16 protein-coding genes are annotated in these 13,766 nt (G+C 60.2%); 7 read left to right on the plus strand and 9 right to left on the minus strand.

The genetic code is table 11. The annotated features are described in order from the left end of the window. Positions 1-11: 11 nt before the first annotated feature. From ACIQJ2_RS12085 to ACIQJ2_RS12095, 3 genes are read right to left on the minus strand one after another with little or no spacing between them, the layout of a single operon-like run. Entirely contained in the window at positions 12-815 is an 804-nt protein-coding gene (locus ACIQJ2_RS12085) for an anti-sigma factor family protein (RefSeq protein ID WP_400668834.1), read from the minus strand. After that, positions 812-1,366 carry an RNA polymerase sigma factor gene (locus tag ACIQJ2_RS12090; RefSeq protein WP_400668837.1) on the minus strand — a complete coding sequence of 185 codons (555 nt, stop codon included), beginning with the start codon at positions 1,364-1,366 and terminating at the stop codon, positions 812-814. Before ACIQJ2_RS12090 ends, ACIQJ2_RS12085 begins: the two co-directional genes overlap by 4 nt. After that, positions 1,350-1,730 carry a hypothetical protein gene (locus ACIQJ2_RS12095; RefSeq protein ID WP_199145860.1) on the minus strand — a complete coding sequence of 127 codons (381 nt, stop codon included), beginning with the start codon at positions 1,728-1,730 and terminating at the stop codon, positions 1,350-1,352. Before ACIQJ2_RS12095 ends, ACIQJ2_RS12090 begins: the two co-directional genes overlap by 17 nt. 152 nt (positions 1,731-1,882) lie before the next feature. On the opposite strand from ACIQJ2_RS12095, the gene ACIQJ2_RS12100 reads away from it, so the two are divergent. From ACIQJ2_RS12100 to ACIQJ2_RS12110, 3 genes are all read left to right on the plus strand, one after another. Further along, a complete protein-coding gene (locus tag ACIQJ2_RS12100; protein ID WP_199145859.1) occupies positions 1,883-3,010 on the plus strand; it encodes an ATP-dependent RecD-like DNA helicase in 1,128 nt (375 codons plus the stop codon). 166 nt (positions 3,011-3,176) lie between these two features. Beyond that, positions 3,177-3,929: a pyridoxine 5'-phosphate synthase gene (locus ACIQJ2_RS12105; protein ID WP_400668841.1), complete on the plus strand. Its 753-nt coding sequence runs from the start codon at positions 3,177-3,179 to the stop codon at positions 3,927-3,929. A 180-nt stretch (positions 3,930-4,109) separates the two neighbouring features. After that, the gene (locus ACIQJ2_RS12110; protein ID WP_400668844.1) at positions 4,110-4,505 is read left to right on the plus strand and encodes a GFA family protein; all 396 of its coding nucleotides are present in this window, start codon (positions 4,110-4,112) and stop codon (positions 4,503-4,505) included. Positions 4,506-4,646: 141 nt separating this feature from the next. Here the strand turns inward: ACIQJ2_RS12110 and ACIQJ2_RS12115 are convergent, their stop codons facing one another. After that, entirely contained in the window at positions 4,647-5,534 is an 888-nt protein-coding gene (locus ACIQJ2_RS12115; RefSeq protein WP_400668847.1) for an SDR family oxidoreductase, read from the minus strand. Between the two features lie 138 nt (positions 5,535-5,672). Here ACIQJ2_RS12115 and ACIQJ2_RS12120 point away from each other — a divergent pair, with 138 nt between their 5' ends. Beyond that, positions 5,673-6,089, plus strand: a complete 417-nt coding sequence (locus ACIQJ2_RS12120; RefSeq protein WP_400668850.1) for a winged helix-turn-helix transcriptional regulator — start codon at positions 5,673-5,675, stop codon at positions 6,087-6,089. 8 nt (positions 6,090-6,097) lie between these two features. Next, the gene (locus ACIQJ2_RS12125) at positions 6,098-7,345 is read left to right on the plus strand and encodes an FAD-dependent oxidoreductase (RefSeq protein WP_400668853.1); all 1,248 of its coding nucleotides are present in this window, start codon (positions 6,098-6,100) and stop codon (positions 7,343-7,345) included. Positions 7,346-7,447: 102 nt separating this feature from the next. Here ACIQJ2_RS12125 and ACIQJ2_RS12130 read toward each other — a convergent pair whose 3' ends face one another. The 5 genes from ACIQJ2_RS12130 to ACIQJ2_RS12150 form a co-directional block, all read right to left on the minus strand. Further along, positions 7,448-8,662 carry an MFS transporter gene (locus tag ACIQJ2_RS12130; protein ID WP_400668855.1) on the minus strand — a complete coding sequence of 405 codons (1,215 nt, stop codon included), beginning with the start codon at positions 8,660-8,662 and terminating at the stop codon, positions 7,448-7,450. 64 nt (positions 8,663-8,726) lie between these two features. Next, positions 8,727-9,344, minus strand: coding sequence for a TetR/AcrR family transcriptional regulator (locus tag ACIQJ2_RS12135; RefSeq protein WP_400668858.1), 618 nt, complete (start codon positions 9,342-9,344; stop codon positions 8,727-8,729). A 100-nt stretch (positions 9,345-9,444) separates the two neighbouring features. Beyond that, positions 9,445-9,975, minus strand: a complete 531-nt coding sequence (locus tag ACIQJ2_RS12140) for a GNAT family N-acetyltransferase (RefSeq protein WP_400668860.1) — start codon at positions 9,973-9,975, stop codon at positions 9,445-9,447. 61 nt (positions 9,976-10,036) lie between these two features. Continuing rightward, positions 10,037-10,966, minus strand: coding sequence for a GNAT family N-acetyltransferase (locus ACIQJ2_RS12145; RefSeq protein WP_400668862.1), 930 nt, complete (start codon positions 10,964-10,966; stop codon positions 10,037-10,039). A 71-nt stretch (positions 10,967-11,037) separates the two neighbouring features. Beyond that, complete coding sequence (locus ACIQJ2_RS12150; RefSeq protein WP_400668865.1) at positions 11,038-11,754, minus strand: aspartate/glutamate racemase family protein; 717 nt, start codon at positions 11,752-11,754, stop codon at positions 11,038-11,040. A gap of 162 nt (positions 11,755-11,916) precedes the next feature. Between ACIQJ2_RS12150 and ACIQJ2_RS12155 the strand changes: the two genes are divergently transcribed. After that, positions 11,917-12,381, plus strand: coding sequence for an Lrp/AsnC family transcriptional regulator (locus tag ACIQJ2_RS12155; protein WP_400668866.1), 465 nt, complete (start codon positions 11,917-11,919; stop codon positions 12,379-12,381). Between the two features lie 108 nt (positions 12,382-12,489). Then, entirely contained in the window at positions 12,490-13,752 is a 1,263-nt protein-coding gene (locus ACIQJ2_RS12160) for an NAD(P)/FAD-dependent oxidoreductase (protein WP_400668869.1), read from the plus strand. Positions 13,753-13,766 lie beyond the last annotated feature (14 nt).

The following is a 13,766-nucleotide window of genomic DNA, read 5'->3' on the forward strand; positions in this document are numbered from 1 at the left end:
CGGGAGACAACCTAGGACGAGAATTGCTTGTAGCACTCGTCGGCCACTTGCTGCAGCATGTCGCGCGAGATTTCACCTGTCACGGCATAGCCGAGATCTCCATCGATCCAGTAGAAGGTCTCGACGGCGTTGTCGCTGGCGAAGCGAAAACTGGTAGTCGTGTTGCCGCTGTTACGCCCCACCAGGACCGTCAGGCGCTGGCCGGTCGCATTTTCATACATGAACAGGGCTCCTGGCGTGCCGTTGATCGGCAAGAGCCGGCCACCCACCAACTGGAAGCCCAGCTTCTGCAGGCTCGGCACCTTGAGGCCGGCGACATTCATGCGTTTGCCGAGCCAGGTGGCGAGATGGGCCTCCTGATCAGCGCCGATTTCGACCGGATGGCGGACGTCGCTGGCATAGACGACAAAGGCCGAATGCGCTTGCTGTGGCAATGCCTCTATTGCGGTCAGTTGTAGTTCGGGCCGTGCGAAGAGATCAGGGGCAAAGCGGCCTGTTGCGATGCCGGCAAGGAAGAGGGCGACCGAGGCGGCGAGCATCATCATCAGGCGGTTTCGCTTCGGCACTTCCCGTTGCCCGATCGACGTTTTTCCCGTTTTCAGAACGAGATTCTTGTCGTTGCCCATCGATATGGCATAGGGGGAGAACATCGCCCTGATTTCATCGTTCTGGGCTTGCCATGCCGCAACGGCGGCGGCGTCCTGCGGGTTTTCGATCAGCCACGCTTCCAGTTGCGCCTGCCTTTCCGGCGGCAGGAGGCCATCGGCAAAGGCGTGAAGGTCCGCTTCGGTCACGGTCGGTTTGTGTTCGTTCATCTTGGTCTCCGAAGCGTGACAACATTGTCTGCGTTCAGCAGGCTGGTCATTTTCTGACGCGCGCGGGACAGGCGCGACATGACGGTGCCGATCGGGACGTTGAGCATCTCGGCCACGTCCTGATAGCTGTGACCTTCGACGACGACGAGCATCAGCACGGCGCGATAATCTTCGCTGAGGCTGTTCAGAGCCAGCTCCAGGCGGGACCGTTGCAACGGGTCGTCATCGATCTCGGCCGCTGGCAAGTGATCGTTGTCGTCGATATCAACGAAACTGCGGCCGCCTTGCCGGCGCCGTCCGTTGCGGTAGAGATTGGTCATGATGGTGAGGACCCAGCCGCGCAGGTTCAGTCCACGCCATTGATTGCGGCGGGTCAAAATTTTCTCGACGCAGTCCTGGAGCAGGTCTTCGCCATCGGCATCGGAACGGGTGAGGCTGCGCGAGTAGCGCCGCAGCGATGGGAGGAGCGCCAGCACCTCCGCCTCGAAGCTATCTGGCGCGGGGGAGGTTCCCACCGCGCCGTTTCCGGTCCGGTCAGGGCCGTGCGGCATTCCACATGTCCTTAAAACCGTCGCCGGCAACGTCGCCGGACTTTGCGTCCTTGACGAAGAAATAGAGCGGCATGCCGTCCTTTGCCCACTGTTTCATCCCGTCCTTGCGGGTAATGATCGAGTATGCGCCCTCGGCCTTTGCTTTGTCATCGGCCATCAGCGGCGGCCAGGCTTTGGCGCAATCGCCATTGCAATTGGATTCGCCTGATTTGTCGTTCTTGAAGGTGTAGAGCGTCATGCCGTTTTCGCCAGCGAGGACTTTTCCCTTGGCGCTCTCGACCGTCTTTACGGGGGCTGCGGCAAAAGCCGCGGTAGCAAAGGCCGATGCCGCAGCGAGCGCGGCCAGGAATCTCAAGGTCTTCATGATGTCTCTCCTCGGGTGGTGGGCGATGGTAGCCCAGGCCTCGCATTTTTGCGTTGCCGGACATGAGACACAGGTGCTTCCGATTTTATTCCCGCCTCACCGGGTATTTTTTACTGCTTGCTTCCATTGGCCGAATCCTGCCAATTCGACCCATGCAATTCGCGCCGCAACAAGATGAAGCGCTCAAGGCCGTTGCCAAATGGCTGAAAGAGGGGCGCTCGCCGCTATTCCGTCTGTTCGGCTATGCCGGAACGGGCAAGACGACGCTTGCGCGGCATTTTGCCGAACATGTCGATGGCGAGGTGTTGTTTGCGGCTTTCACGGGCAAGGCAGCGCAAGTGCTGCGGTCGCGGGGCGCCTCAAATGCCAAGACCATCCATTCGCTGATCTATCGGCCGCGCGGCGAAGAGGCTGTCGAGGACGAAGAGACTGGCAAGACATCGATCGCCCCGATGTTCACCATCAACCGCCAGAGCCCGGTTGCCAAGGCTGCGCTGATCATCGTCGACGAATGCTCGATGGTGGATGAGGCGCTCGGCAAGGATCTGATGAGCTTTGGCACGCCCATTCTCGTGCTCGGAGATCCCGGGCAGCTCCCGCCTGTTTCCGGCGGCGGCTTTTTCACGAATGACGAGCCGGACTATCTGTTGACGGATATTCACCGCCAGGCTCGCGACAACCCGATCATTCAGCTCGCCATGCAGGTGCGTGAGGGCAAGGAGATCATGCATGGCGACTATGGCGCCGCGCAGGTGATCTCGAAGAACGAGGTCACCCAGCCGCTCGTAATGGAGGCCGATCAGGTTCTGGTCGGCACCAACCGGACACGCCGACGCTACAATCAGCGTCTGCGCGAGCTGAAAGGCTTTACGGCGGACTATCCGCAATCCGGCGACAAGCTGGTCTGCCTGCGCAACGATCCCGCCAAGGGGCTGCTCAATGGCTCGCTCTGGCAGGTCATGACCTCTTCCAGGGAAACGACGAAGCCAGGCATCAATCTTTTGATCCGCCCGGAAGACGACGACATGGATCGCGGCGCGGCCAAGATCAAGCTGCTGAAGCAGGCCTTCGAGGACGTCGAGGGCGAGATTCCCTGGTCGACGCGCAAGCGATACGATGAGTTCGACTATGGTTACGCGCTGACCGTGCATAAGGCACAGGGCTCGCAATGGAATAATGTCGTTCTCTTCGACGAGAGCTGGGCGTTTCGCGATACCCGCGAGCGCTGGCTCTATACGGCCATCACGCGCGCTGCCGAGACGCTGACCATCGTTCGCTGACGTCTCGTTTTAAGCTGGACTTACAGGTGTCACCGATCGGTGACTTTCCTTAGGGCGGTCCATCAAAGTTTTGCATGGATTGATGTCGGAATCTCGTTGGTTTTGCTGGTCATAATGGCCTAGAACGGGCTGATATCTTCAGCGTTGAAAATCAGGGATTTCGATCATGCCCGCCAAGCTTTCCGTGAACCTCAATGCCATCGCGATGCTGCGCAATCGGCGTGATCTTCCCTGGCCGAGCGTCATCGGGCTTGGCCGTATCGCGCTTGCAGCTGGCGCCAGCGGTCTGACGGTTCATCCGCGTCCCGATCAGCGGCATATCCGCTTTTCCGATCTTCCGGCAATTCGTGCGTTGATCGACGACGAATTTCCAGAGGCGGAGTTCAATATCGAGGGTTATCCGACCGACGAGTTCTTCGATCTCTGCGCCGCTGCGGAGCCCGAACAGGTGACGCTCGTGCCGGATGATCCCACGCAGGCGACTTCGGATCACGGCTGGGATTTCCGCAAGAACCGGGCGCTGCTGGCCGATGTCGTCGCCAAGTACAGGAAGATCGGCTGCCGCGTCTCGCTTTTTGCCGATGGCGACGGCAATGCCGAAGCGGTGAAGATCGCCAAGGAGGTCGGCGCCGACCGTATCGAACTTTATACTGGCCCCTATGGCGGCTGCTTTGATGATCCGGCCAAGGCCGCAATTACCCTTGAAGCGCTGGGGAAGACTGCCGATGCAGCCTTTGCCATCGGCCTCGACGTCAATGCCGGTCACGACCTGACGGTCGCTAACCTGCCTGATCTCATGAAGCGAATTCCAAAACTTGCCGAAACCTCGATCGGCCATGGGCTGACCGCGGATGCGCTGGAATATGGCATGGCCGAAACGGTGCGCCGTTTCCGCCGGGCTTGCGGCCAGACCGTTTGACGCCGAATAGACAGGTTCGGTAACCGGGTCTCCGTCGAGACGCGGTCAACTCCGGCCGCTCTTGCTCTTAACCCATCCTAGCAATGCAGGGATGGGCGCGACAAAGCGTCTGCCCGACATACGCGTGAATCGGGTTGCGGGTATTGCAGCGATTGGCGAAACGTCGTGCGAGGTTGAAGGATGAAAACCCTTAAGGGCCAATGTCGTTGCCGTGCCGTAACCTACGAGGTTGCTGACGACTTCGCTTATGCGGTGAACTGCCATTGCTCAAATTGCCGGCGAACAACCGGTTCGGCCTTCAAGCCTCTGGCGGGTATTCCATCCGAGAAGATCAGAATAGCTGACGGTGCGGAAAGCGTCATGATCTATGGCGATGAGGCGGCGCCCTACATCCACTGCGGCATATGTGGCTCGCTTCTCTATGCGATCGTCAAAGGCGGCACCTATGCCCATGTTACGATGGGTACGCTTGTTGACACGCCCGGCATACGCCCCACCCACCACGTTTTCGTCGCATCGAAAGCCGAGTGGTATGATATTACGGATGATCTGCCGCAATATGCGGAATCGGACTGATCGCTCGTTCCCCATAAACTGGCGGCATTATCCTTGCTGCAGTCCAAGCTTTGATGAAGGCAGGCGCTTCCTCTCCCCGCGTTTGCGGGAAGAGGGTCGGTAAGGTAGCTGCGAGCGAAATCTCGCTCAGCCTCCGATAACTCAGCCGAGCAATGCGGCCTTGTGCTCCTCGATGAAGCTGCGCAGCGTCTGCGGCTCCTTGCCGGTCAGCTTGTTGAAGTCGTTCGAGAGGATATCGAACTCGCCGGCGCGGGTGTTGGCGTCGGCGGAAACAAGCATGTCGACCACGAATGGCGGCAGGCCGGCGCCGGTGAGACCTGCGGCGAACTGTTCGTCGTTGACCTGCACCACCTCGAGCGGACGGCCAGTGATCTTGCTGACGACACTGGCGACATCCTCGATCGTCAGGGCGGTGGAGCCCGTCAGCGTGTAGGTGGCGTTGTCGGTCGCGTCGGATGCCAGCGCTGCAGCGATTGCAAGTGCGCAATCGTTGCGGCTGATATTGCTGACGCGGCCGTTACCGGTAGCGGTGTACCATTTGCCGGTTTCCAGGCTATGCGGCAGACCCAGGAGGTAGTTGTCGAAATACCAGGCGTCGCGCAGGATCGTGTAGCCAACGCCGCTGGCCTTGATGGCGTTTTCCGTGCCGAGGTGATCGGGAGCAAAGGTAACGAGCGAATCTTCCGGACCGGGCATGGAGGTGTAAAGAATATGCTTCACACCGGCCTTCTTTGCGGCTTCCACCGCAGCCGTCTGCTGCTTCAGGCGCAGGCCGGGAACGGCGAGCGCATCGGTGCTGATGATCAGCAGCCGGTCGACGCCGGCGAAAGCGGCCGGCAGGGTGGCGGCGTCATCGAAATCAGCCTTGCGGGTCACGACACCCTTGGCGGCGAGGTCGGCAAGCTTTTCCGGGCTGCGCGTTGCGGCAATGATCCGGCCCGGTGCGACCTTATAAGTCTCCAGCAGGTGATGAATGATGCGCTGGCCAAGCTGACCGGCGGCGCCGGTGACGAGAAGGGTGCTGCTCATGACTTTTTCCTTGTTTGACCGCTGCGGATTTGCAGTGGTCCGATTGCTCTCAAAAAGAGACTAGCACTAGAATAGGAATTGACTTCGAGGTGTAAAGGAGGCAGTTTTTCGTCTCCAAGTTACCAAAAGGGAACCGGCATGAGCGCCAGTACCGTCGTCAATTTGCGCAGCATAGACCCGCCACTACGCGACGTCGATCTCAGTAATCTCGATTTCGGCAATTGTCCGGTGCGCGATCTGATTTCGCAAATCGGCGGAAAGTGGTCGGTTCTGATTTTGGAAACGCTGGCAAAGCGACCTTATCGTTTCGGCGAACTGCGACGCATGGTGCCTGATATTTCCCAGCGCATGTTGACGCAGACGCTGCGAGACCTGCAACGTGACGGCTACATCGCCCGCGAGGTGTTTCCCACCAAGCCGCCGAGCGTCGAATATCGCATGAATGATCTCGGCTATTCGCTTTACGAGCCTTTGGCGCAGCTTCTGAACTGGGCGGAGGCCAATCACGAGGCCGTGCGTGCAGCACGCGCTAAATTCGATCAATCACCGGACTGAGCCTTGCAGTGAAGCCTCTGAAGATCGCTATTGTCGGTGCCGGTCCTGCCGGTCTTGCCGCCTCTCTCTTTCTGACCCGCGCCGGTCATTCCACAGACATTATCGAACGTTTCGATAGTCCGGCGCCGGTCGGTTCGGCACTGATGTTGCAGCCGACGGGGCTGACCGTTCTGGAATCGCTTGGGCTCGGTCCCGCCATTCATGCGGCCGGCAATCGGATCGATCGGCTGTTCGGCACGGAAAACACCCGTGGCAACATCGTGCTGGATGTGCGCTACAGCGCGCTTTCGGGAGGCCGTTATGGGCTCGGCGTTCATCGCGCGGCGCTGTTCGATACGCTCTACGATGAGGTTTCCGCCCGCAAGCATCCGGTACTCACAGGCAAAAGGGTCATGGGCGTGCTGGAGGAGGGGGACCGCAGCTATCTTTCGATAGAGGGTGGCGATCGCCTTGGGCCTTATGATCTCGTCATCGACGCCAGCGGCGCGCGGTCGGAACTGGTTGCGGTTTCATCCGCGGCGCCTCGGGTGCGCAATCTCACCTACGGCGCCTTCTGGGCGACGCTCGATTGTCCGGATGGGCTGGTGGATCAGGCGGCGCTGACGCAGCGATACGACAAGGCGAGCGTCATGATCGGTGTCCTGCCGATCGGCAGCAGAAAGCCGGATATGCCGCGACAGGCCGCCTTGTTCTGGAGCCTGAAAGTCGCGGAGGCCGATGAGGTACGCGGGCGCGGACTCGACAGCTGGAAGGATCGAATTCGTGGCTATTGGCCGGAATGCGAGCCGCTATTGGAGCAGATCGGCGATTGGGATCAGCTGACGCTGGCGCGCTATGCCCATCGCACCGTGAAGGTGCCTTATAGCGGGCGAACGGTCTTCGTCGGCGACGCCGCGCACTCAACCAGTCCCCAGCTCGGGCAGGGCGCCAATATGGCATTGCTCGATGTGGCAGCGCTGGCGCATGCGCTTGCCGGGCATGAGAATCTGGAGGCGGCATTGTCAGCCTACGCGCAAGCGCGGCGGATGCATGTGCGCTTGTTCCAGCTGCTTTCGGCCGCATTTACGCCCTTCTATCAGTCGGATTCTGCGGCACTGGCCTGGATTCGCGATCGGTTGGTCGCCACCATCGTCAGAGTGCCGCCGGCGCCGCAGATCCTGGCGGCGATCGTTTCCGGCACGCTGGTTGATCCCTTCGCGGCGGCCGGACTCCGGGAAAGCGATTGGCTGCGGGCGATTGCGCCGCAGCCATCCTAGAGCATTTCCACCTCGGACAGATTTGCCGAAATGCTCTATCTATTTGTTCTTATGCAATTCCGGACGCAAAACCGCTGCGCACTTTTGTTGGAATTGCTCTGATCAGTCCCTGCGCTCGGTCAGGAATACGAGCAGCGCAATCACCGGAAAGGCGATACCGAACCATGAGGCGAGGTTCCAGCCGCCGGTGGCATAGGCCCAGCCGCCAAGCGCCGAACCGATGGCGCCGCCGGCAAAGAAAGTTGCCATGTAGAGACCGTTGAGGCGGCTGCGGTGTTCTGCGCTGAGGGCGAAGATGGCACGCTGGCCGAGCACCAGATTGGTCTGCACGCCGAAATCGAGCATGATGCCGGAGATGGTCAGCGTGATCAGCGCCAGCAGCGAGCCGCCGCCGGAGAGGTGCCCGATCAGGAAGGCGAGGATAGCGAGTGTCATAGCAAAGGCGGTGGCGAGCCTCGTCCAGCCGCGGTCTGCGACGCGTCCGGCAATCGGCGAGGCGATCGCGCCTGCCGCACCTGCCAGCGCGAAGAGGGCGATGCCGTTTTGCGTCAGGCCGAAGGCCGGGCTTGCCAGAAGCAGCGGCGTCGTCGTCCAGAAGAGGCTGAACGCACCGAACATGCAGGCCTGATAGAGCGCGCGCCGCTGCAGCACCGGCGTATGCAGCGCAAGATGGCCCATGGAAGACAGAAGCTGGGTGTAGCGCAGCCTGGTATGTGGCACGCGGGTGGGCAGCACGATGCGCAGGATAACGATCAGCCCGATCATGATGCCGGCAGAGATGAGGTAGACCGCATGCCAGGAAAAAAGTTCTGAGAGGAAGCTTGCGGCGGGACGAGCGAGCATGATGCCGCAAAGCAGGCCGCTCATCACATTGCCGACGACTGCGCCGCGGCTGGCATCTGGCGCCATATGAGCGGCAAAGGGCACAAGGACCTGCACGGAAACCGAGGCGAGACCGATGCAGAGCGAAGCCAGGAGGAACAGCGATGGCGACCAGGCGAAGGCGGCGCCGACGAGGGCGAGCGCCGCCAACGCGACCAGCATCAGAACAAGCTTGCGGTTCTCAAGCAGATCGCCAAGCGGCACGATCAGCAGCAGGCCGAGGCCATAACCGATCTGGGTCAGCGTCACGATGAGGCCGGTCGCGGCCGGGGAAAAGCCGAGCGACTGGCTGATCGGCCCGGCTAGCGGCTGACCATAATAGATATTGGCCGCCACGAGCCCGCAGGCGGCGGCGAACATGAAGGTCATCAGTGGTGAAATGGTCTTTTCGGGGAGCGGTGCGCTCTCCCGTCTGGCAGCGGCAGTTGCAGACATGTCTTGTCCTCGGTGCGGGCGTGGGGGCTTCTTGGGAGGGCTTGCCCGGAAATTTCATGAAAAATCAGTTCAACAGTTTCATCGCCGCCTCCGCGACGGCGAACATGCGTTCGGGTTTGGGACCGGTCTTTCCGATGATGCGCATTCCCTTGGTAAGGCACAGCATCGCGCAGGCGGCGGTTTCGGCGTCGACATGCTGAGGTATCGAACCATCCGCCTGTCCCAGCCGGATGAGGTCGAGAAGACGCCGTTCGTCGAAGTTGAAAGCCGCAGCAACGCGGCCAGCCACCTCTTCGTCGAAAAGCGCCAGCTCCGTAGCGCTGCCGACAACGAGGCAACCTCTCCGGCCAGTCTCGCCGCAGGAGGATTCGGCGAAGAAGACCGCCAGTGCGAAAAGCTTGGCGTAGCCGTCGGCAGCCTCGGCAAGGCATGACTCGATCCGTTGCTGGCGGACCTGACGATAGCGGTCGAAGGCGGCGAGGAAGATGCCGCGCTTGTCCCCGAAGGCCTTGTAGACGCTGCCTGCGGTCAGTCCCATGGCGTCGGTCAGCTCGCTGATCGATGCGGCGTGGTAGCCGCGCTCCGAGAAGACCCGCAGCGCTTCGTCGAGCGCTGTATTCATGTCGAATTCCCTCGGGCGGCCGCGAAGTCTGGGCGCGATATCTATGATGTCTGTCGTCATGGGATTCTTTTAGGAAATGATCGTTTCCAAATCAAGCGGATTTCGCGCCGCGATGCCATCATCTTCTTTTGCCATCGGTTGTGTAGGGGGCGCGGCTTCCCTATTGGTCGATGATGGCCATATGGATTGCGTCCTTGTAGCATCCGTCGATGCGCACGGATCTGCGTGCAAGGCCCTCCCGGACAAATCCGACCTTTTCGTAAAGGGCTATGGCTCGGTCATTATCGGCATGGACGCTTAGTTCCACGCGCTCAATGCCGGCATCGAACGCAGCCCGCAAAGTCGTCTCGATCAGTTTGCGACCGATGCCCCGGCCGCGATAGGCGGGAATGATCCCCATCCCAAGGTTACCAGCGTGGGCGTGGGACGGGAAAGAATGGCGGCTGATGTCGCACCAGCCGACGACTTCGCCATCGGCCAAAGCAACGAATTGTGGATTGCCTTTGGCGATCATGCCAAGGACGAAGGCGCGCGCATTTTCCGGCGGTGGCGCCTCGAGCAGCGTCAGATATTTCCGCTCGCGCGCAACGGTATCGAGTGCCTTGTGGAAGCCGTCGATATACTCGCCGGCGATGGGCAGAATAAGCGTGTCGGCACTGGCGGTCATGGCGGAAGCCGTTTCGATGTACATATGAGGTCTATCGAAACTAGGGATCGACCAGTGTCCTGTCTACCTCCGGATTTGTTGGGATTTACAAATCCAGCTCCCAGGTTTGGCCGTTCAATTCGGGGCCGAACATGCGGTGCTTTTCCTCTGCCACCAGTCTGAATCCTGCCTTGATGTAGATGGCTCGTGCGGTATCGAGGATATCGTTCGTCCACAGCGATAGTTTGGAGTAGCCGACCTCGCGGGAGAAGCGGATGCATTCGTCGACCAACAGTTTGCCAAGGCCGAGGCCGCGTGCCGCCTTGTCGACGTAGAGCAACCGGAGTTTGGCGACGCCATTGCCACCGTCGGCGACCATAATCGAGCCGACGTTCAACCCGCCGCGCTCTGCGATCCAGCAGCGCTCCTTTTCGGGATCGAAGTTGGCCAGGAACTTTCCGGCAACTTCGGCCGCCAGTGCCTCGAAGCGATGATCCCAGCCGAGTTCCCCACAGTAAAAGCGCGCCTGGCTTTGCACGATCCAGCCGATATCGCCGTGCCGGTGATGGCGGATGATGGCAGGGAGAGGCGCGTTGCGGTTCGCATCAAGCGTGTCCTGGATGAGCCGCATCGCTTCGACGATTCGCTCGGGTTCCCCAAAGGGGAGCCTGTCGAAATATTCGGCGATCTGGGCGCGGGAGCGGCGAACGAATTCCTGAAACTGATCATATCCCTTGTCGGTGACATATATGACCTGGCTGCGCGCGTCATCGGGATCGGGTTTCGTTTCGATCAAGCCGTCCTGGCGAAAACGTTTGATGATGCGACTGAGGTAGGCGGGATCGAGATGCAGCTCGCGCGTCAGCATGGACGCGGCGACACCGCCACGAAAGCCGACTTCGAACAGGACGCGGACATCCGTCAGCGTATAGGGACTGTCGAGGTAGGCCTTGTTCAGGACGCCGAGAAAGTTCGTATAGAAGCGATTGAAGTCGCGGACTGCGTCAATTGTTGCAAATTCGGCAGCATCGGTCATGGGACATCGTCTCCTCAATTATAGGAGACGATGTCCATTATTTATTTGACTCAGTCAAGTAAATTGTAAACTCATGCGGCGCAGCTGCGTGCATCTTCCTGGGCTAGAGCGAAGTCGACGGCCGCTTCGGCATGGATCGTCGTCGTGTCGAAGCCGGGCAGGACCAGTGCATTGGGATCGAGGATGAGGCAGATCTCGGTGCAGCCGAGGATGACGCTGTCGGCGCCTTCGGCCTTGGCACGGTCGATGATGTCATGCAGCTTGCTGCGCGACTCGTCCTTGATGACGCCGGCGCAAAGTTCGTTGAAGATGATGTCATGCGTCACGGTCCGATCTTCGGGGCCGGGGACCATGATGGAGATGCCGTTCTGGGCCATGCGTTCGGCATAGAAGCCGTGCTCCATGGTATAGCGCGTGGCAAGCAGCAGCGGCTTTACCCGTCCTGCAGCCTTCAGGGCTGCGGCGGTTTCGTCGATGATGTGGATGAGCGGTACGGAAATGAGCGAGGCGACTTCCGGCGCGATCAGATGCATCGTGTTGGTGCAGATGAGCACGCATTCGGCGCCGGCTGCCTGCAGGCGATGGGCAACGCCACCGAGGCGGGCGGCTGCATCATCCCAGCGCCCGGCCTTCTGCAGGGCGACAATTTCCTCGAAGTTGACGGAGTACATCAGCACTTCGGCGGAGGAGAGACCACCGAGCCGATCGCGAACCATCTCGTTGATCTGGCGATAATAAACTGCCGAGCTCTCGAAACTCATGCCGCCGATGAGACCTATAGTGCGCATATTGCTGTTCTCCGCTTCCTGTTCGTAAGTAGGGCAATAGTGTTGCGATTCATGCGCCTTGTGTTTGCAATCTTTGTGGGATCGACAATTTAATCTGCAATAATTTGCGCATAAATCGCATTTTGTGCAAAATGACGGCGCGATAGTGAGAAGGTGCCGCACATGCTTGACGAACGTGACCGAAAGATTCTCGAAATTTTGCAAGCCGATGCCGGCACCTCGGTGACGGAGCTTGCCGATCGTGTCGCTCTATCGGTCTCCGCCTGTTCGCGCCGTATTCGGCGGCTGGAAGAAAGCGGCCATATCGCGCGCCGCATCGTCGTGCTCGATCGCGAGAAGATGGGTGTGCCCACCACAGTCTATGCGATGATCAAGACGGCGCATCATGCAGACGAGTGGATCGAGGCATTCCGTAAGGCGATCGGCGATATTCCGGAGATTGTCGAGGCGCACCGGCTTACCGGCAACTACGACTATATTCTGAAGATCGTGCTGCCGCGGGTGGAGCACTACGACGTCATCTACAAGATGCTCGTGCGTAAGATCGAACTCTTCGATGTTTCGGCCTCGATCTCGATGGAGGAGTTGAAAGGCGGCACGTCGGTTCCCGTCGGTTATGCCCAGTAAACGTTTTGCACTATTGTGACGACGCAGGGGTGCCATGCATAAAAGAGAGTTGCTGCTTACCCGTCTCAACCCTACGTTTTCGACGAAACATAGCCATGAGGTGTTGCCATGCAGGATCATCGTGTTGTCGTTGTCGGGGGCGGTTTCGGCGGAGTGCAGGTCGTCAACGATCTGAAAGGCGCGCCCGTCCGCATAACGATGATCGACCGGCGCAATCACCACCTGTTTCAGCCGCTTCTCTATCAGGTCGCGACGACCTTGCTCGCCACATCGGAGATCGCCTGGCCGATCCGCAATTTCTTCCGGGACCGGCCGGAAGTGACGACGTTGCTTGCCGAAGTCGTCGGCGTCGATAGCGCAGCGCATGAGGTGCTGCTGAAGAATGGGCAGAGGATCCCTTACGACACGCTGGTGCTGGCGACGGGCGCCACTCATGCCTATTTCGGCCATGACGAATGGGAGCCGGTGGCGCCGGGATTGAAGACGCTCGAGGATGCCACCACCATCCGCCGCCGCGTGCTGCTTGCCTTCGAGCAGGCGGAGATGGAAACGGATCCTGCTGTCCGTGAAGCGCTCCTGACATTCGTCATTGTCGGGGCAGGGCCGACGGGTGTCGAACTGGCCGGGATCATCTCGGAACTGGCGCGAACGACCTTGCCGAAGGAATTCCGCAATATAGATACGAGCAAGGCGAAGATCATTCTCGTCGAAGCTGGTCCGCGAGTGTTGGCCGCTTTCGCGGAGGATCTTTCCGACTATGCTCGCCGGGAGCTGGAATCGCATGGCGTCGATCTGCGTTTCGGCAAGCCGGTGACGTCCTGCACGGCTGAGGGTGTTACGATCGGCGATGTTTTCGTGCCGTGCCGCACCATCGTCTGGGCGGCCGGCGTAGAGGCGTCGCCGGCAGCAAAGTGGCTGGATATTCCCGCGGACCGCGCCGGCCGTGCCGTGGTCGACAAGGATTTGCGGGCACCGGACAAGGGTGATGTCTTCGTGATCGGCGATACGGCAGCCGTCATGCGCGACGACGGCAGTCCGGTGCCGGGGATCGCTCCGGCTGCCAAGCAGCAAGGAGCCTATGTCGCCAAGGTGATCAAGGCAAAGCTGGCCGGCAAACCCGCTCCCGGGCCATTCCACTATCGCCATCAAGGCAGCCTTGCGACGATCGGCAAAAGTGCTGCGATCATCGATTTCGGCTGGCTGAAGCTGAGGGGATGGCTCGCCTGGTGGGTGTGGGGCCTTGCCCACATCTACTTCCTGATCGGCGTGCGATGGCGCATCGCGGTCGCCTGGAGCTGGCTGTGGATCTATATCAGCCGGCAGCACAGCGCCCGGCTGATCACGCAGAGGGAAACCATGCGCGAGGAATAACAAAGAGGCGGCGT

Origin of the sequence: Rhizobium sp. NPDC092011, from assembly GCF_044756305.1 — a bacterium.
Taxonomy (GTDB): domain Bacteria; phylum Pseudomonadota; class Alphaproteobacteria; order Rhizobiales; family Rhizobiaceae; genus Rhizobium.